This window comes from Tunturiibacter empetritectus, assembly GCF_013410875.1.
GTDB classification, from domain to species: Bacteria; Acidobacteriota; Terriglobia; order Terriglobales; family Acidobacteriaceae; genus Edaphobacter; species Edaphobacter empetritectus.
This window is the reverse complement of the sequence record NZ_JACCCU010000001.1, coordinates 787263-802821: the sequence shown is the minus strand read 5'-3', so window position 1 is coordinate 802821 and position 15559 is coordinate 787263. Positions and strand designations below refer to the sequence as shown.

The 15559-nt window shown below is 58.8% G+C and carries 21 protein-coding genes; 6 read left to right on the top strand and 15 right to left on the bottom strand.

Going from position 1 to position 15559, the window contains the following annotated elements; all coding sequences use genetic code 11:
- Positions 1-30: 30 nt before the first annotated feature.
- The 3 genes from HDF08_RS03410 to HDF08_RS03400 all read left to right on the top strand — a co-directional run bounded on the left by HDF08_RS03410 (position 31) and on the right by HDF08_RS03400 (position 1989).
- Positions 31-825 (top strand): class I SAM-dependent methyltransferase, encoded by a 795-nt coding sequence (locus tag HDF08_RS03410; protein WP_179637199.1) that lies wholly within the window; start codon positions 31-33, stop codon positions 823-825.
- Between the two features lie 218 nt (positions 826-1043).
- Positions 1044-1448, top strand: coding sequence for a helix-turn-helix domain-containing protein (locus HDF08_RS03405; RefSeq protein ID WP_179585397.1), 405 nt, complete (start codon positions 1044-1046; stop codon positions 1446-1448).
- 61 nt (positions 1449-1509) lie between these two features.
- Positions 1510-1989 carry a GAF domain-containing protein gene (locus HDF08_RS03400; protein ID WP_373563114.1) on the top strand — a complete coding sequence of 160 codons (480 nt, stop codon included), beginning with the start codon at positions 1510-1512 and terminating at the stop codon, positions 1987-1989.
- 109 nt (positions 1990-2098) lie between these two features.
- Here the strand turns inward: HDF08_RS03400 and HDF08_RS03395 are convergent, their stop codons facing one another.
- The 8 genes from HDF08_RS03395 to HDF08_RS03360 all read right to left on the bottom strand — a co-directional run bounded on the left by HDF08_RS03395 (position 2099) and on the right by HDF08_RS03360 (position 8403).
- Entirely contained in the window at positions 2099-2929 is an 831-nt protein-coding gene (locus HDF08_RS03395) for a rhomboid family intramembrane serine protease (RefSeq protein WP_218884486.1), read from the bottom strand.
- A gap of 107 nt (positions 2930-3036) precedes the next feature.
- Positions 3037-3528, bottom strand: a complete 492-nt coding sequence (locus HDF08_RS03390) for a hypothetical protein (RefSeq protein ID WP_179637197.1) — start codon at positions 3526-3528, stop codon at positions 3037-3039.
- Between the two features lie 106 nt (positions 3529-3634).
- Positions 3635-4684 carry an MBL fold metallo-hydrolase gene (locus tag HDF08_RS03385; protein WP_179637196.1) on the bottom strand — a complete coding sequence of 350 codons (1050 nt, stop codon included), beginning with the start codon at positions 4682-4684 and terminating at the stop codon, positions 3635-3637.
- Positions 4685-4937: 253 nt separating this feature from the next.
- On the bottom strand, positions 4938-5177 hold the full coding sequence (locus tag HDF08_RS03380) for a hypothetical protein (protein WP_179637195.1): 240 nt from the start codon (positions 5175-5177) through the stop codon (positions 4938-4940).
- Between the two features lie 18 nt (positions 5178-5195).
- On the bottom strand, positions 5196-5651 hold the full coding sequence (locus tag HDF08_RS03375; protein ID WP_179637194.1) for a MaoC family dehydratase: 456 nt from the start codon (positions 5649-5651) through the stop codon (positions 5196-5198).
- Between the two features lie 85 nt (positions 5652-5736).
- Positions 5737-6606 (bottom strand): 3-hydroxybutyryl-CoA dehydrogenase, encoded by an 870-nt coding sequence (locus HDF08_RS03370; RefSeq protein ID WP_179637193.1) that lies wholly within the window; start codon positions 6604-6606, stop codon positions 5737-5739.
- 189 nt (positions 6607-6795) lie between these two features.
- Positions 6796-7407 carry a hypothetical protein gene (locus tag HDF08_RS03365; RefSeq protein WP_179637192.1) on the bottom strand — a complete coding sequence of 204 codons (612 nt, stop codon included), beginning with the start codon at positions 7405-7407 and terminating at the stop codon, positions 6796-6798.
- A 144-nt stretch (positions 7408-7551) separates the two neighbouring features.
- Positions 7552-8403 carry a PP2C family protein-serine/threonine phosphatase gene (locus tag HDF08_RS03360; RefSeq protein WP_179638756.1) on the bottom strand — a complete coding sequence of 284 codons (852 nt, stop codon included), beginning with the start codon at positions 8401-8403 and terminating at the stop codon, positions 7552-7554.
- Between the two features lie 105 nt (positions 8404-8508).
- On the opposite strand from HDF08_RS03360, the gene HDF08_RS03355 reads away from it, so the two are divergent.
- A complete protein-coding gene (locus HDF08_RS03355; RefSeq protein WP_179637191.1) occupies positions 8509-9423 on the top strand; it encodes a DNA-methyltransferase in 915 nt (304 codons plus the stop codon).
- Here HDF08_RS03355 and HDF08_RS03350 read toward each other — a convergent pair.
- From HDF08_RS03350 to HDF08_RS03320, 7 genes are all read right to left on the bottom strand, one after another.
- On the bottom strand, positions 9386-9823 hold the full coding sequence (locus tag HDF08_RS03350) for a DUF4870 domain-containing protein (RefSeq protein ID WP_179637190.1): 438 nt from the start codon (positions 9821-9823) through the stop codon (positions 9386-9388). The two genes, HDF08_RS03355 and HDF08_RS03350, sit on opposite strands and share 38 nt — an antisense overlap.
- Positions 9824-10122: 299 nt before the next feature.
- Positions 10123-10848 (bottom strand): hypothetical protein, encoded by a 726-nt coding sequence (locus tag HDF08_RS03345; RefSeq protein WP_179637189.1) that lies wholly within the window; start codon positions 10846-10848, stop codon positions 10123-10125.
- Between the two features lie 12 nt (positions 10849-10860).
- Positions 10861-11409: a hypothetical protein gene (locus HDF08_RS03340; protein WP_179637188.1), complete on the bottom strand. Its 549-nt coding sequence runs from the start codon at positions 11407-11409 to the stop codon at positions 10861-10863.
- Complete coding sequence (locus HDF08_RS03335) at positions 11406-11669, bottom strand: hypothetical protein (RefSeq protein ID WP_179637187.1); 264 nt, start codon at positions 11667-11669, stop codon at positions 11406-11408. The genes HDF08_RS03340 and HDF08_RS03335 overlap by 4 nt, the downstream gene beginning before the upstream one ends.
- Positions 11670-11745: 76 nt before the next feature.
- Positions 11746-12690 carry a metallophosphoesterase family protein gene (locus HDF08_RS03330; protein ID WP_373563113.1) on the bottom strand — a complete coding sequence of 315 codons (945 nt, stop codon included), beginning with the start codon at positions 12688-12690 and terminating at the stop codon, positions 11746-11748.
- Positions 12691-12779: 89 nt separating this feature from the next.
- Complete coding sequence (locus tag HDF08_RS03325) at positions 12780-13319, bottom strand: HPF/RaiA family ribosome-associated protein (protein WP_179637186.1); 540 nt, start codon at positions 13317-13319, stop codon at positions 12780-12782.
- 201 nt (positions 13320-13520) lie between these two features.
- Positions 13521-14186 (bottom strand): Bax inhibitor-1/YccA family protein, encoded by a 666-nt coding sequence (locus HDF08_RS03320; RefSeq protein ID WP_179637185.1) that lies wholly within the window; start codon positions 14184-14186, stop codon positions 13521-13523.
- Positions 14187-14405: 219 nt separating this feature from the next.
- Here HDF08_RS03320 and HDF08_RS03315 point away from each other — a divergent pair, with 219 nt between their 5' ends.
- Both HDF08_RS03315 and HDF08_RS03310 read left to right on the top strand, forming a co-directional pair.
- Complete coding sequence (locus HDF08_RS03315; protein ID WP_179637184.1) at positions 14406-14864, top strand: vitamin K epoxide reductase family protein; 459 nt, start codon at positions 14406-14408, stop codon at positions 14862-14864.
- A 120-nt stretch (positions 14865-14984) separates the two neighbouring features.
- Positions 14985-15383 (top strand): hypothetical protein, encoded by a 399-nt coding sequence (locus HDF08_RS03310; protein ID WP_179637183.1) that lies wholly within the window; start codon positions 14985-14987, stop codon positions 15381-15383.
- The last annotated feature ends 176 nt before the right edge of the window (positions 15384-15559 follow it).

The following is a 15559-nucleotide window of genomic DNA, read 5'->3' as shown; positions in this document are numbered from 1 at the left end:
TCGTAGATCCTGACGCAGACACAAAATTCAATGACGAGACTCAACACCGCATGGTCGAAGCTGCGATGGTCGCTGGCGCAGCGCGGGCTGGCGGGAACGATGCGTACCGCACTGGGCCGCCTGCAGCATCAGGAGGGCGCCGCGGGTCTGGAAAAGCCGGTGCTGCATCCCTTCGATCAACGCTACGGCGTCGACACCAGCGGCCTGATCGGCGGTGGCGACCTGCGCACGGGGCATAAGAACGACGTCTTCAATACTGCCTACTACGGCATGGCTCCCTCGCGGTTTCGGCGCGTGGTCGAGGATTGGATCTCCGACTCTGAGCACGCCGCGATCTCTCAGTACAGCTTCGTCGATCTGGGCTGCGGGAAGGGTCGCGCGGTGATGATGGCCTCGGAGTTTTCGTTTCGGCAGGTGATCGGGGTGGAGTTGAACGCCTCGCTGGCCAAGACCGCGGAGTCGAACCTGGCCGCCTGGACTGGTGCGATCGGTGCGGGGCGAGCGGTGTGTCCGGTGCGGATTCTCCACCAGGACGCGATAGAGTTCTCGTTTCCGGACGGGCCGTGCCTGCTCTACCTCTTCAATCCGTTCGCGGCTCCGGTGGTAAAGCGTCTGATCGAGCGGCTGGAGGCTGAATTTGCGGGCAGGCCGGGTCTGCTGGACGTCATCTACTTCAACCCCGAGGCAGGCGAGCTGCTGGAGGCTCATGCCGGCTTCAGGCTTCTATGGACCGGGACCGTGGAGCTGTCAGAAGAGGACGCGGCGGCGGACCACGTAGCCTCGCCGGAGGATCTGTGCAGCGTGTACCGATGGGTCGGGGTGTAATTGGCCTTCGCAAGGGCCGTCCGCGACGAGACTAGGTTAGTAACCGATTCGATAATGCCGGGGGCGGTTCCCTGCCTGGGCGAGGGTTCAAGTAAGGCTTCAGGGTTTGGCCGGTAACTGCCTGTCATGAACCTGGGATGGTTCGGAGTTGCCCTGATCCCCAAAGTTAGCCATTGACCAACTCGTTGCGGCTGTTTACTTTGTGGCTAATGGCTGACATGCAAACAATACCTGTTGATCTGGCGAACGAGTCGATTGAGGCTCTTTCCATCTCGATGAATATCGGTTCTACGATTCGCGGATATCGGCTGCAAAAAGGCATGTCGCAGGGCGACATCGAGAAGCGGACCGGGCTGCTGCGCTGTTACCTTTCGCGTGTAGAGAATGGGCACACCGTGCCGTCGCTCGAGACACTCCAGAAGATTGCGCGAGCACTGGATCTCCAGCTCTCGGAGTTCTTCGCCGAAGAGACGATGGCCAAAGAGATGTCGGGGCTGAACCTGGGCGAGGAAGAGATCCGTTTTTTGACCCAGGTGCAGCGTTACTCGGCGCACTTGTCAGAGAGCGACCGTAGGCTGCTGCTGGCCATGGTGCGGAAGTTCGCCCAGACGACGCTTAGCTAAGTCTGACGCTCATCGAAAGACGAGGTTCGCCTTACTCTACTCAGACCGAGGGAATCAACTGGTGCCGAATAGCGAACTTCTGAATAAGCTCAGGAATATCACTGCTGAAAAATCCGATCGCTCCACCAGAGCGAAACGGATCGCGGATGCCATTCGCAAGGAAGGATCCTGGCGTTGGGTGGGAATCTATGATGTGGACTTTGAGCGCGGACTGGTCGTGAATATTGCGTGGAGTGGGTACTCCGCGCCGTCTCAACCCGCTTTTCCGATTACACAGGGCCTAACCGCGAGAGCGATTGCCGGAGTCAGAACGGTCAACGCCGGCAATGTGGCCGATGACTCGGGCTACATGACGACGTTCGACAGCACGCGGGCGGAGATTATCGTTCCGGTTCTGGCCCATGGACATGGCGATCTCGTCATCGGGACGCTGGATGTAGAGAGCGAGCATCTGAATGCCTTCGATGCCGACGCGCAGGCTCTCCTTGAAGAGTGTGCCCGCGTGCTCGAGGCATTTTGGGCCGAGTCCAGGTTGCGATAGCGTCTCTTGTTTGGCGTGCAGCCGCAAAGGCTTATAGCAAGTAAGCGAGTTAGCCAGCCAGCAGTGAATCAGTACAACTCCCCGCTGACTCGCTGACTGGCTAACTCGCTTACCGCAGCTTGGTGATGAAGTACGCAAAGAGGAAGAGCAGAAACGCGGCAGCGGCAAAGGTGAGCTTCTGGCGCGCGAGGTAGCGGGTGCGGCCTGAGGTCATGCGCGGCACCAGCGGAACCCCCAGCGCCAACCCGCTCAGAAAGCCGCCAATGTGGGCGTGGTTGTCGATGCGGACGATGCTGGTAAAGTTCGCGCCGATGCCGATGATCAGGTTCAACACCGCAAATTGGATGACGGACCGGCGGAGGCGTTTGAGCTCGAACGCCGGGATGGGAAGCTTCTTGTTCGACAACAGGACGATCAGAATGCCCGCAATGCCGAAGACCGCACCTGACGCCCCGGCGCCCACCGAGCCGTAGTCGTGAAAGATGACATTGGAGCAGAGACCGAGTAGGTTCCCGGCGACACCAGTAAGGACATAGACCGCAATTAGCCCGAAAGGGCCAAGCAGCGGCTCGCCCAGCAGGCCGAGGTTCCACAGGCACCACATGTTGGTCGCGATATGCAACAGGCCCACATGAACGAAGGTGGCCGTCAGCAAGCGATACCACTGGCCATGCAGAATGAACTCCGTGTTCGTAGCTCCGAAGTAAAGCAGCTGGCCGGGCGTTGGGTTACTCGGCGAGACGCCGCGGAGGATCATGTAGCAGAAGACGGCGATGTTGATGCCGAGCAGAATGTAGGTGCCGGGGGTGACAAGGATATTCCAGCCGCGCGCGCGGGAGTTGGGCCGTGAGGCCTCGCGCTCATAGTCGGGGATTGGCTGAGCGGGGGCAGCGTCGGTGTGCGGCGGCAGGACTTCGCCTTCAGGGGTGGGGAAGGACATGATGTTGTACTACGCTATCAAATGCCGTACGGGAGTGGGGAGTGGTTCGCCAAAATCAGAGGCAGCAGGTGACCGGCAGTGCCGCAGATAAAGACCCGTGACTCTGCTCAGGCGGCGTTCTTGGTAAAGCGGTCGCGGAGGTCCGCTGGGATTCGCTGCTGAACGATGCCGCCGATAAAGCCCGGCAGCGGAGTCGCAATGGCAACCAGCACCCAGAGCAGAGTCGAGAAGACAAGGCCGACGATCGCGACTGCCTCAAGTGACACGGCAACCGCATGAGCCTGGTTCAGATGAACCCGAACGGTGTTGATATGGGTGACAACCTCAACCCGGTGAATGACCACGGCAGCCAGCAGAAACGCAACGATCGAAAGGGAGCTGACGCTGATCAAAAGTACATCGATGGTGCGCGCGATGCGCTGGCGGCGGAGGCAGTGACTGCAGTCGGAGAGATGCTGCTCATAGTCCGTGCGCATGGCCGGAGAGAGTCCCGAGATGTCGTAGCGCCAACCGGAGAGAATGTCTCCCACCACCTGATCGATGCAACCGAGGCTATGGGCTCTGCGGTTGACTGGAAATGCTAACGCTGTCTTTTTCATCGGTTTATAGTCACCATTCTACCCTGTTTGATAGCTCGAAGAAAAGAAAGGATTCATCGAATCGTAACCGTCAGAATACCCTCCCTAAACGACTGAAAAAGAAGCATTAAAGAGTGATGGGATCGAGCGGAACGGACTGTCCGGCCAGAACGATCCGGTTACCGAGCAGCATTGGCTGGTTACCTAGCGCCTGTTCAGCAGAAAGACGCGCCAGCTCAGGAGCGTTATTGGACTCCGACAGGTGCCCAAGAACGATCCAGGCTGCCCCGCCGTCGTAGTCTTTTTCGAGAAACTCAGCCGTCGCATGGTTGGAGAGGTGGCCAACCCGTGACAAAACACGCTGCTTGACCGACCAGGGGTATGGGCCGTCGCGCAGCATCTCGAGATCGTGGTTGGACTCCAGCAGAAGCACATCAATGCGTTTAAGAGCAGCCTTGACGTTAGGAGGCATATAGCCAAGGTCGGTCGCCAGCGCCATTCGGATGCCCTCGGCCTCGAAGACAAAGCCGCAGGGATCGGCCGCATCGTGCGGAATAGTAAAGGGGGTGATGTCGATGTCGCCGATGGAGAACTGCGTGCCGGCGTGGAAGTACTCCACCGCAGGAAGATGGGTGGGGTCTGCCTTTTGTGCCGCCGGCTCCGGGCTGCAAAGCTCCTCCTCCTCATCGGGGTCGACGGGCAGCTCGAGGGTGGCGTTAGGGTCGTCGGAGCGGTTGAGGGCAGCAGTCTTGGAGGAGACGCTGGCGATCGCCTCGGACTGCGCGGCAAGCTGGGCGACCAGGCCCGCAGTCGAAGTACTCGCGGCTATGGCAGCGGCGCGGGATTCCTTCTCGCGCTGCACATGATCGAGCCATTTGGCGTAGGTCATCGTGGTGCGTGGGGTCAGCATGCGAACCCAGGCACGGTGCGTCGGCTCGGTAAAGAAGACAGGGATCTTCAGGCGTCGTGCAAGAACCGCAAGGCCTGCAATGTGGTCCTGATGCTCATGCGTAACGAGGATGGCGTCGAGCTTGGCGGGATCTTCCCCCGCGACGGCCATGCGCCGCAAAAGTTCGCGGCAGGAGAGGCCGGCGTCGACCAGAACGCGCGTCCGAGAGCTGGCGATGACTGTGCTGTTGCCTTTGGATCCGGAGGCGAGCACTGTCATACGCATCATCACGTTAGGATACGCCGATTGGTTGTGAGTATGTCGCCAGGGTAACCAGATTGGTTCCCCCCAGATGCTGTCCTGCCGGACGGGCCTCCTGCGCGGAGGGCGGGCGTTCGCACGCCTTTTTAAAGCTTCGCTCGCTCCTCCCGTTGGTCGGAATCAACTTCTCCTCCGACCAACGGGAGGATCAGGCGCAGCGGTACACACGTCACGAAGTGACCGCCCCACGCGTAGTGGGCCCGTCCGGCAGGACAGCTTTTCAGGACTCCAGACGATGAACCGCGGCGATATCCGCCAGCAGGGTCGAATGACCGCCAGTCCCTATCGGGACGAAGTTGCCGTTGGGACCGGGCTCAACCTTCAGGTAAAAGACATCGGGGGTCTCTTCGGCATCGAAGACGAAGAGAATTTGAGCCGGAAACCGCTCGCCTTCGACCGTCTCAAGCGTGACGACGAGGTCGATACTCGATTTGAGAAGAGCCAGATCCTCGCTGGTCATTGAAAGCTCGTTCTTTTACTAGACGGTGGGCCGGACGGGGGCCAGGAAGTTGACTGTGGAGCGCATCACCACCTCGTTGCGTTGATTGAAGGCAAGCGTGCGGGTGCGAACCACACCGAACTCCTTGCGGGAGTTGGAGTGCCGAACGCCGACAACCTCGATCTCGGTACGAAGCGAATCGCCCGGGCGAACCGGCTCGGTCCAGCGCATCTCTTCCACGCCTGCGCCGATCATCCCGCCCGCAACCGTGATCGACTGCACGCGAAGGCGCATCACGATCGCAGCGGTAAGCCAGCCCGAGGCCGCGAGACCCTTGAAGAAGGAGTTTTCCCCGGCAGCCTCGTCGAGGTGAAACGGCTGCGGGTCATACTTGCTGCCGAACTCTTTGATCTCTTCGGCAGTCACCTTGGCCTGGCCAAGCGAATTGAACTTCTGGCCTACGTAAAAGTCTTCGTAATAAAACTCCTGGGGCATTGTCTCTCCTGTTCCTTTGGATGCTGCGTCTAGCTTCAGGCTTCGGCTGATCTCATTAGTGTAGAACCGCAAGAGCCGATCTTGCTCATGAGGTGGGATAGGTGTAGAAGCCGCGTCCTGATTTCCGTCCCAGCCAGCCGGCGTCGACCATGCGAACCAGCAGCGGACAGGGGTTGTACTTCGGGCTGCCAAGCCCGTCGGCGAGGACCCGCATGATATCGGCGCAGACGTCGAGCCCGATAAAGTCGGCGAGAGTGAGCGGACCCATCGGATGTGCCATGCCGAGCACGAAGACCTGATCGACGGCCTCGGCAGTCGCCACGCCCTCCATCACCGAGTAGATCGCCTCGTTGATCAGAGGCATCAGCACGCGGTTTGAGATGAATCCCGCGGCGTCATTGACCTCGACCGGCTTCTTGTCGAGTTGCAGCGAGAGTGCATGCACCGCGTCAAAGGTAGCCTGCGAGGTCGCAAGGCCGCGAATGACCTCCACCAGCTTCATCACCGGTACGGGGTTGAAGAAGTGCATCCCGATCACCTGCTCAGGACGCTTCGTCACCGCGGCAAGCTTCGTAATCGAGATGGAGCTCGTATTCGTCGCGAGGATGGCTTCAGCAGGAAGGATGCGGTCGAGATCACGAAAGATCTCCGACTTGATCGCAAACTTCTCCGTCGCGGCCTCGATGGCAAAGCTGCAACTGCCAAGCGCCTCACGGTCGAGCGTGGGAGTGATACGCGCTCTGGCCTCGTCGGCCTGCTGCTGCGTGAGCTTGTTCTTCGCCACTTCGCGGGCAAGATTTTTCTCGATGGCAGCGAGCCCGCGATCCAGAAACGGCTGCTGTAGATCGTAGAGGATAACGTCGAAGCCGGAGCGGGCACAGACGTGCGCGATGCCGTTGCCCATGGTTCCGGCGCCGAGGATTGCAATGGTCTTAATAGCTTTCAGATCAGACATAGTGGAGTTTCAAACGACTTCGCAGTGTAGCAGCTTGCGTGGGAGGTACGGAATCAGGGGCAGCTAGCATTGGGTCAATCTGAAATCCGGGGCAACCTAGTTACCTATAACCCCGTTTGCGGGAACAGCGGCAGGGCTTCCACACAAGCAGCGTACCTAATCTTCACTTCGTCTCCATGAAAGCGTGTGTCATTCGCTCACATCCATTCCAAACGCTTTGACAGCTTTCAGAATTTTGCCGGCATCGTGGGTTCCTAGACCGGGGAGAACGCGCTCTGATCGTCCTCCTGCTTTAAAGCGAAGGCCGTAGACAGCGCCTCCTTTTGCTGTTGCTACTGACTTATATTTGATCCCTGTGATCTGGTTAAGAGGGTAGGAGCGAATCCGCCAGTCTTTGTTGTGAATGTCCAGCCAAGGCACTTTCGAGATTGTCAGCGTCGACTGATCACAGTAAAAGATCTCGTCCGAAGGATATGCCATCACGATGTAACGCCAGCTGATAAGCACCATCAAAGCCGAACAGCCGAGTAGTATGAGCAGCGGGACGATGAAGCCTGAAGAATTGATCGGATACGTTGCGAAGTCATGCCACATACCCGGATTCCCGTGCTTGCCGTTGGAAAACACGAGCAGGCAAAGCGCTGCTATCCAGAGCGCCACGAAGAAGGCAGCCCAATAGAATCTTCCTCGTGGAGACTTTATTGATGCGTTCAGGCGGACGTTGACAGATTGACTGGTGACTTCGACCTCGAACTCTGCCTGATTGAGCCTCTCTCCACTACCGTCCAACCACATTCCCAAGGCATCTCTCCTGGACAACACTCTATCCGAGATCGTTAGTCTAGATGATCCCCGCCCACGAGAGCGACTAACGCCTCTATACGTACGTAAAGTCACTTTTCGGCAACCTCAGTCATTCATTACAAACTGACCCACCACCGGCTGCTAGGGAGCGACGGCGACCAGTAGCACAGTGATGTTATCGTTGCCGCCGTTGCGATTGGCCGTCGTGATCAGATCTTCGCATGCCTTGGTGAGCGCGGCCACGGTCTGCGGCCTGGGGATCGCAGTCAGAATCTCCGCGATCTCTTCGTCAGTCACCTCGTGGGTCAGACCGTCAGACGCAAGCAGGTACACATCGTTCGCCTGGGGACGATGGCTTTGAATCTCTGGCTGTACCGTGGCCTGCGAACCGATGGCGCGTGTGATGAGGTTGCGCATGGGCGAGTGTGCCGCCTGATCGAGCGTGATCTGCCCGGCGCGAAGCTGCTCCTCGATCAGCGAATGATCGATAGTGAGCTGCTCCAGCTTGCCGCGGCGCTGGCGGTAGCAGCGGCTGTCGCCAACGTGGCCCAGCCAGAGCGTCGGAGGATCGGTGACGCGGGAGTTCAGATGACTGGCCGGCGAACGGCGAGTGGCTGCCTTGCCATTCTCCCCCTTGCTCTCGCTTTTGACCACTGGCGCGTGCAGCAGGGCAACCAGCGTCGTGCCCATACCGTTGTACTGCCGCTGCTGGCGGGACTGCTGATAGACCGCATGATTGGCTGCCTGAATCGCGGCATTCATACGCGTCTCCGGCGTCAACGACGTTTCGGGCCCACCTGGCGGCGAAGAAAGATTCGCGAGAAACGTATCGGCAGCCAGATTGCTCGCAACTTCGCCGGCGGCCGCTCCGCCCATGCCATCGCAGACGACGAACGCCCCGATCTCAGGCGCCGCAGCGCAGGTATCTTCATTGCCCTTACGGACGCGGCCGCGGTGACTGAGCATGGCGTAGATGAGGTGAGTCGCAGACATATTCGTGCGGGGGGCCGTGTGCAGCAGAACCATCCGAGGAGAACAATACACGTCGCAGCCGAAGAGACCAAGGGTACGTTAGTGTTAGGAGCGGAGACCGTTGGCATGAACCGGATCGTGCAGGGAGATAACCTCACCGTTTTGCAGTCGTTGGCAGCCGCCTCCGTAGAGCTGATCTACGTTGATCCCCCCTTCAACACCGGCAAACGCCAGAGCCGCACCCAGATGAAGACCATTCGCGACGAGGCAGGCGACCGCGTCGGATTCGGCGGCCGACGCTACCGCACCGAAGTGCTGGAGCAGCAAAACGGAGGCACAGGCTACGGCGACCGCTTCGACGACTTCCTCGGCTTCCTGCGCCCACGCCTGGTCGAAGCACACCGCATCCTCTCGCCCACCGGCTCCCTCTTCTTCCACATCGACTATCGCGAGGTTCACTATTGCAAGGTCATGCTCGACGAGATCTTCGGACGCGAGTGCTTCCAGAACGAGATCATCTGGGCCTATGACTACGGCGCACGCGCCACCAAACGCTGGCCCGCCAAACACGACAACATCCTCTGGTACACCAGGGATCCGAAGCGCTACACCTTCAACCTCAATGAGAGCGACCGCATCCCCTACATGGCGCCCGGGCTGGTCGGCGCCACCAAAGCAGCCCGCGGCAAGACCCCCACCGATGTCTGGTGGCACACCATCGTCTCGCCCACTGGCAAGGAGAAGACCGGCTACGCCACGCAAAAACCACTCGGCATCCTCGAGCGGATCGTGCGCGTCCACTCCAACCCAGGCGACACAGTGCTCGACTTCTTTGCCGGCAGCGGAACGACCGGAGCCGCCGCAGCCAGACACGATCGCAGCTTCCTGCTCGTTGACGAGAGCGCCGCGGCCATCGCCGTGATGGAAAAACGTCTTACAGCCTACGCCCCCCGAAGAGAGGACATGCCGCTCCCGAGAGTCAAAAAAACCGAGGCCAGAAGATCTACCCGCGCGCCTGCTTCTCGGCGAAGTCGCCAATGATCGGCAGCTTGTACCACTCGCCCTTGCTGGCCTTGATGATGAGGAACAGCCAGATCAGAAAAAGGCCGAGCGCTATCACCAGATGCACCAGCGAGAACAGCAGAACAATCCCCGGAATGAAGTGCAGGAGTATCTCCCCAAAGGAGATCAGCAGCTGCAGCACAAACGCCGCCACGCAAAGACCGATCGACTGCCACGAGTGAAATCGTACCAGCGGCATCTTGTTGAAGGGCTCGAGCACCAGGAAGATAATCGCCGGAATAATCGTGAGATACGCGATGGCCGCCGCTGCATTCTCCGACAGCCCTGGGTTGGTTGCGGCTGGCGGCGCTGCAACATAAGCAGGCGGTACCGTAGAGTAAGCCGGCGGAACATTCGTATAGTCCGGCGGAGGGGGCACCGTTGAACTCGCAGCACTACCCGCGGCAAGGGGCGCACCGCAATGGTTACAAAATGCATTTTGGGTTGCCACCTCGTTGTGGCAGACGGGACACTGCATGGCATCACTCCTGAAAGATGGAATTGGGGCCTAAGTGCAGAACGCAAGTCAGCTCGAGACAGCTCGGAAGTGGACCTCGTCTGAAGTGCTACCCAGCATACCCCGGAATCGGGGCGATTCAATCGATTTTTTCGATGCCCTGCAAAATCGAGAGGTCGAAGTCTAATTCCCCGGCGCGGTTACCGAGATCTCGGATCGCCTCAACAGTATCCAAGAATCGCGAGAATTCGATTTGCCTCAGCCAGCGGAAGAGCCTCGCTCCCCACACACCGCTCACAAAGCGCCTTGGTGTCCGTTGAGTAAACCGGGCTGACGAGTAACTCTCGATGCGCTTCCAACGCCCTGCGAATCTCAGCCACCGCCGTCTCGAAACTCTCCGGACGATGTGCTTGTCTATGATCCTGCCAGGCCGATTCGACAGCCTCCGTCGTCGAAAGCTCCATCAGTCTAAAAAAATCTCGAACGTACTTGGGAGCCACGGGCTGGCCTTCGCAAAGATTCCAGCTTAGCGTGGCCGCTCGTGCCGTCAGATCTTCCATCGAGATCATTGGAACTGTTTCGAACTTCCCATCGATCGGATGAACACGGTTCATCACCGATCCGTAGGCACGAAACACATCCACCCGAACCCCGGTCTCTTCGTCCACGCATTGCAGCAGCGTCTTCCCCGGAGGATCGCCTGGATGAACGTGACGCAGAAGGAAGTCTTTGGAAAGGCTCTTCGGTATGCAATCGAACGACGGCACAATGAAGTCGATATCGTGCAGCGGACGAAGCTCGAACGGTCCGCCACACCGCACTATGTAAATCTCAGTGGCAAGTCCACCAGTCAACGCCCACCGGGAGATGTCGTGCCCGGCAAGTTTGCGGATCGTCCGCTCGGCTCGAGCTTTATCGATCTCAGAAAGAGCAACCCCGAAGATCACTGCGTCCTCCGGCTACGGCTTAGCCTGTCGCTCTGCGGCGAGGCACTCCTCGATCGACCTCTGCCACTCCGGCCCGCTCTCCGCGTCTTGCTTCCCCATGGCCAGCACGTCCTCATTCGCGGCTGCGTCGAGAGCAGTCCGAACATAGGTCACCTCCACCTTCGTGCTCGAGGGCGCAAGAACAGAGAGTCGCACCTCGACCGTAAAGACCAGCGCGTCGGGAATGAAGGACACATACTGCATACGGCCAACAATCGGATCAAAGACCGTATTTACCCACACGCTCTTATGCAGACCATGCTGGACCGTAAAGATGGCTCCCTGGACGTCCTGCGCCGGTTGAGGATGAACAAACTCGGGCTTCCAGTGCTTGCCCGCCCAGCACCGCTCTCCCTCCGGACCGAAGAGAGCCGAGGCGCGGCTCAACGGAGCCGGCACAATGAACTTAAAACTATTGCTGACATGAGCCGGCAACGCCGCTGTTTGCGCCATCGCGATAGGCTGCCCTGCGCTCACCACGCCGGTGGCCAGTGCGAGAGGAAGTAACGTGGCTGCTCTCATCTGCGCTCCTTCAAGTGATGGCTATCCAACGCGCGCAGCGTCAGGCCATAGATATTCTTCAACTTCTCAATCTCTTTCAGAGTCTGCGGAGAAAACGCGGACTTGCCCTCAAACGCATGAAGCACAATGCCCTCCAGCAGATCGCCCAGACTCATATCCTTCAACTCGGCCACGGCTTTCAGCACCTTTAGCAACCGCTTCTCCATGCGGACCCCGGTCTGAATCCGCTCAACCTCGACCAGGTTCTTCGATGTCGCCATGTGTACCAATGTACCACGGTAATAAAATGAAGAAATCAAACAATAGGGGGAGCAGACCTCCCAGAGCAATTGTTCTTTAGGTGTTCTGCGGAGCGACCGACTGAAAGCCCGAAGGCTCATAGTGCGTGGTCAGCTTATTGTCTGCGACGGTGACGATCGTAAAGCCCTCCGGCGTGCCCAGACGCGTGCCATGCCACCAGTTGCCGCACACCGCTCCACTCGTGATGTACGGCACGCCCTTCCACTGAACCACTTCGTTGACATGGGTATGCCCCTGCAGAACGCCCAGCACATTATGTCCCGCGAAGAGATCAAGCACCTGGCTCGCATTGGCGACACTCAGGCCGTGGTGAGGCGGCGCAACCGCTAGTTCGGGCATGTATGCCGCGATCGCTGTGACGAGAGGAATATGAACCGAGACGATGACCGGTGTGCTCGGCGCGAGCACAGCAAGATCGGCCGTCAGCCACTGCAACTGTGCCGCGTCAATGCGGCCCTCGTAGGCGCGATCCGGCGTGATGCCGATCGAGTCCAGCACGATGAAGTGATGGCCCTTGTGGTCGAAGGAGTAGTACAGCTTGCCGAAGCGCTGCTCAAAGAGCTTTTTGCCGTAGAGCGGATCGTCCTGCGCGATACCACTGGCCGGGTAGATACCGAGAACGTCGTGATTGCCGACGGTGTGGTAAACCTTCACGCCCAGATCCTGTTCGGTCTTGTCGTAGAGGTCGAACAGGGTCAGCGCACGCTGCTTCGGCACGGCGAGCGCATCGAAGACGTGATCGCCCCCATTGATGGCAAAGTCGGCTTTGACCCCGCGGGCCTTCTTGAAGGCCATATCCGTACCGACAACGCCATTCAGTTCAGGCTGAAGATGCGCATCGGTAACGAACAGAAAAGTGAACGGCTCGCGAACCTGCCCACCGGCAGACGCTGATGCAGCAAGAAGCGAAGGCGCAACGGCTGCCGAGAGGCTAGTGGCGCCAAGCATCGTGAGAAACTGTCTGCGGCTGGTCGAGTTCACCGCTTCATGATAAATCTACGGAATAACTCAACGATAAAAGTTTGACATCTTCTCCACAGCCCGCAGGCAGCGCGCCACGAACTCCGCCGCTACCGGGAGGGTTGAGACCTCCGCCGGGCCTGGAAGATCAACTTTTTCTTTGGACCTCGAGGACTGAGCTTGGTCGGCTTCTTCGCGGCAGCCTTCTTCGCTGCGGCCTTCTTTGCCGCGACCTTCTTGCCTGTTTTGGCAACAGTCTTTCTAGCCGCCGCTTTTTTGGCCGCCAGAACTGGTGCGGCCTCTTCGGCGTGCGGAACATCCCCGGAGACCTCCTCCGCAGCCCTTCCCCTCCGTCCGAAGAAGGTGGTCAACAATCGCTGCATCTTTCCCAGGGCCGCCCCAACTGCGGACTCCGTCGTCATAGCGACTGCGTTCGCGCTCACCGGCTTGTCCCCGGCGGGGCGAACCTCAACCAGGCAGCGTTTGTCCGCTTTACCAGTCTTTTTGTTATCCACATCAGCGAGATGGACCTCGACTCGCGTAAGCCTCTTGGCAAACCGGTCCAGGACACGGCTCACCTCCCCTTCGACAAAACCCGTCAAACTCGCGTCTACGTCAATTGTCTTGTCGCTATTGACCTGAACCTTCATCTGATCCTCCGGTAGAGTCCCTCATTGAATCGGCTCAGTGTACCTCGATAGAAAGCACTCTGTGCGTGAATATCGGGGCTTTGGGAGCAATGCCCTGCCCTCGTGCTGAAGGATCAGACACACGAACCCAAAGGTTCAACGTCTCAGGAGATCTTCAGACGATCCACGCTCTGCATCTTCGCCAGTCGCAACCCTCCGCAGCTAATTCCTGCGGCGGCCACCCATCAACTGCAGAACCGCCATAAAAATGTTGATCGCATCGAGGTAGATCGAGAGCGCAAGGGACACCGCCGACCGGCCATCTCCGCCTGCCCGGATGCGGGCAAAGTCACCAACCGTTAGCAGCGTAAAGACCCCCAGCGTCAACCAGGAGTAGGTATCCGGCGTCATGAAGCGGAAGAAGATGCTGGCGATACCGGCAAGCATCAGCAGCAGCAGAGCGGCGAAACCAATTCCGGCGATGCGCCGATAGTTGATGTTGAACAGATACGCGACGCATCCCATGGCCGCCATGCCCAGGCCGGTGGTTGCCGCCGCGTTGAAGACAACCGTCGAGCCTACAGTCTGAACGTAGCGGTGAATCAGCGGGCCGATCTCCCAACCCATGAAGTACGTCAGCGTAAGGAACAGCCCCAGCGCCAGCGCCGGACTCGCCTTGCGCGTAAAGGTAATCGCCAGCACGAGGACAAGCACCGCGATCATTCCCGGAAGGGTGCTCCACGGGGGAGCCGTTGCAACGCCGAAGGCCGTAATCAAAAAGCCGAGCGAGGTAATGCCCAGCACCTTGGCCAGCAGCGAGGCTGTCTCCTCGCGTGCGCCCTCAATCGTGGTGGGATACCCGTTCATATTCAAGCGGTTGTCGATCATCGTTTTTCTCCGCGGCAAGCCCTCAGGGGGCGCGTTCTATCGGCCTATCCCGCAGGTCCTGCCTGTCTTCCTGACTTCAATGATACTCGCCCCCAACTGCCCCGCCCGCAACAACAGGCGATGAATGATCCGTTAGGGAGCGCGAAAACATGAACTGTAAGACGAACGATAGAGACAAACGATTACAGCCGGTTGCGTCCAACCAAGTAAAATCAGACCATGAAGTATCTGATTGCGTTGCTGGCAGTTGCAGGCATTGTCGTTTCCATCATGGCGTTGCGCGTCCACTACATGGACCCTGCCCTTGCGCCCCCCTGCGCCGTGACCGAAAAGTTCGACTGCGGCGCGGTCAACCACAGCCGGTTTGCCGTCTTTCCTCCCCGCACCTTCGACGAAGACCCTAAGGCCGGTTCACATATTCCCGTGGCGATGCTGGGCATCGCAGGCTACGCAGCCATCGGGGTTCTCGCGCTGATGGGCCGCTGGTGGCTGGTCTTCGAGTTCGCTCAGATCGGTTTTCTCTTCGCCGCGTTTCTTAGCTACATCGAGGCATACGTTCTGCAGAAGTGGTGCATCTACTGTCTTTGGTCGCAGGGCATCGTAACGGCCATTCTGCTGGTAACGATCGTCGCGCTCGTCATGCGGTGGCGGCAGAAGCACTCGTCGCTCACGCCGTAGTGAACTCGAAGAGAAAGACTGTTTCAGATCAGCAGATATTGCGCCTGAACTAGGATTAGGCATCGGGTTGAGTTATTTCGTCGCAAGAAACAAGAAGAAGAGCAAAATCGGGAGCAGTGTATGTGGCCAAAGGTATTCGCGCAGTTAGTTGAGTTGCTGCCTCACATCTCGCGGCTGGTGCCGATGGCGGACAAGTTTTTCAACTCCAAGGCAGCCGCCGAAAAAGCTAATGAAGCTGCGATGGTGGCCATGGCCGAGGGCGTTCGCGGCGATCTGGGACAGGTCACCAAGGCGCACCTGGGACTCTACCGCCAGCTCCAGGACCAGAGCGCGCAGATCACCGAGATAGGAGAAGTGGTAAAGCATGCGCAGGCGTCTATGGAGCAGCACGAACACCGAATGGAGGCGCTCGAGAGACAGGTCGCCTCGTTCAGTCTATGGCTGAAGGCCGGCATTCCTATTTTGATTGCGCTGGTTTCGATGGTCGTCGTCCTTCTGGTCCGGCTACTCCAGCGATAGCACTCTCCGGAATCGTCTCTCAAAATAAATCTGCAAAATGTGGCGTATTTTTTGGCAGCGAAAACGTGGCGGCTAAAACACCACGTCAGCCACACGTATCACCACAACCTCACCACGTTTTCACCACAGCAAAACACATCAAAATCACAAATACCTCTGAAAAACCACCATTCTCG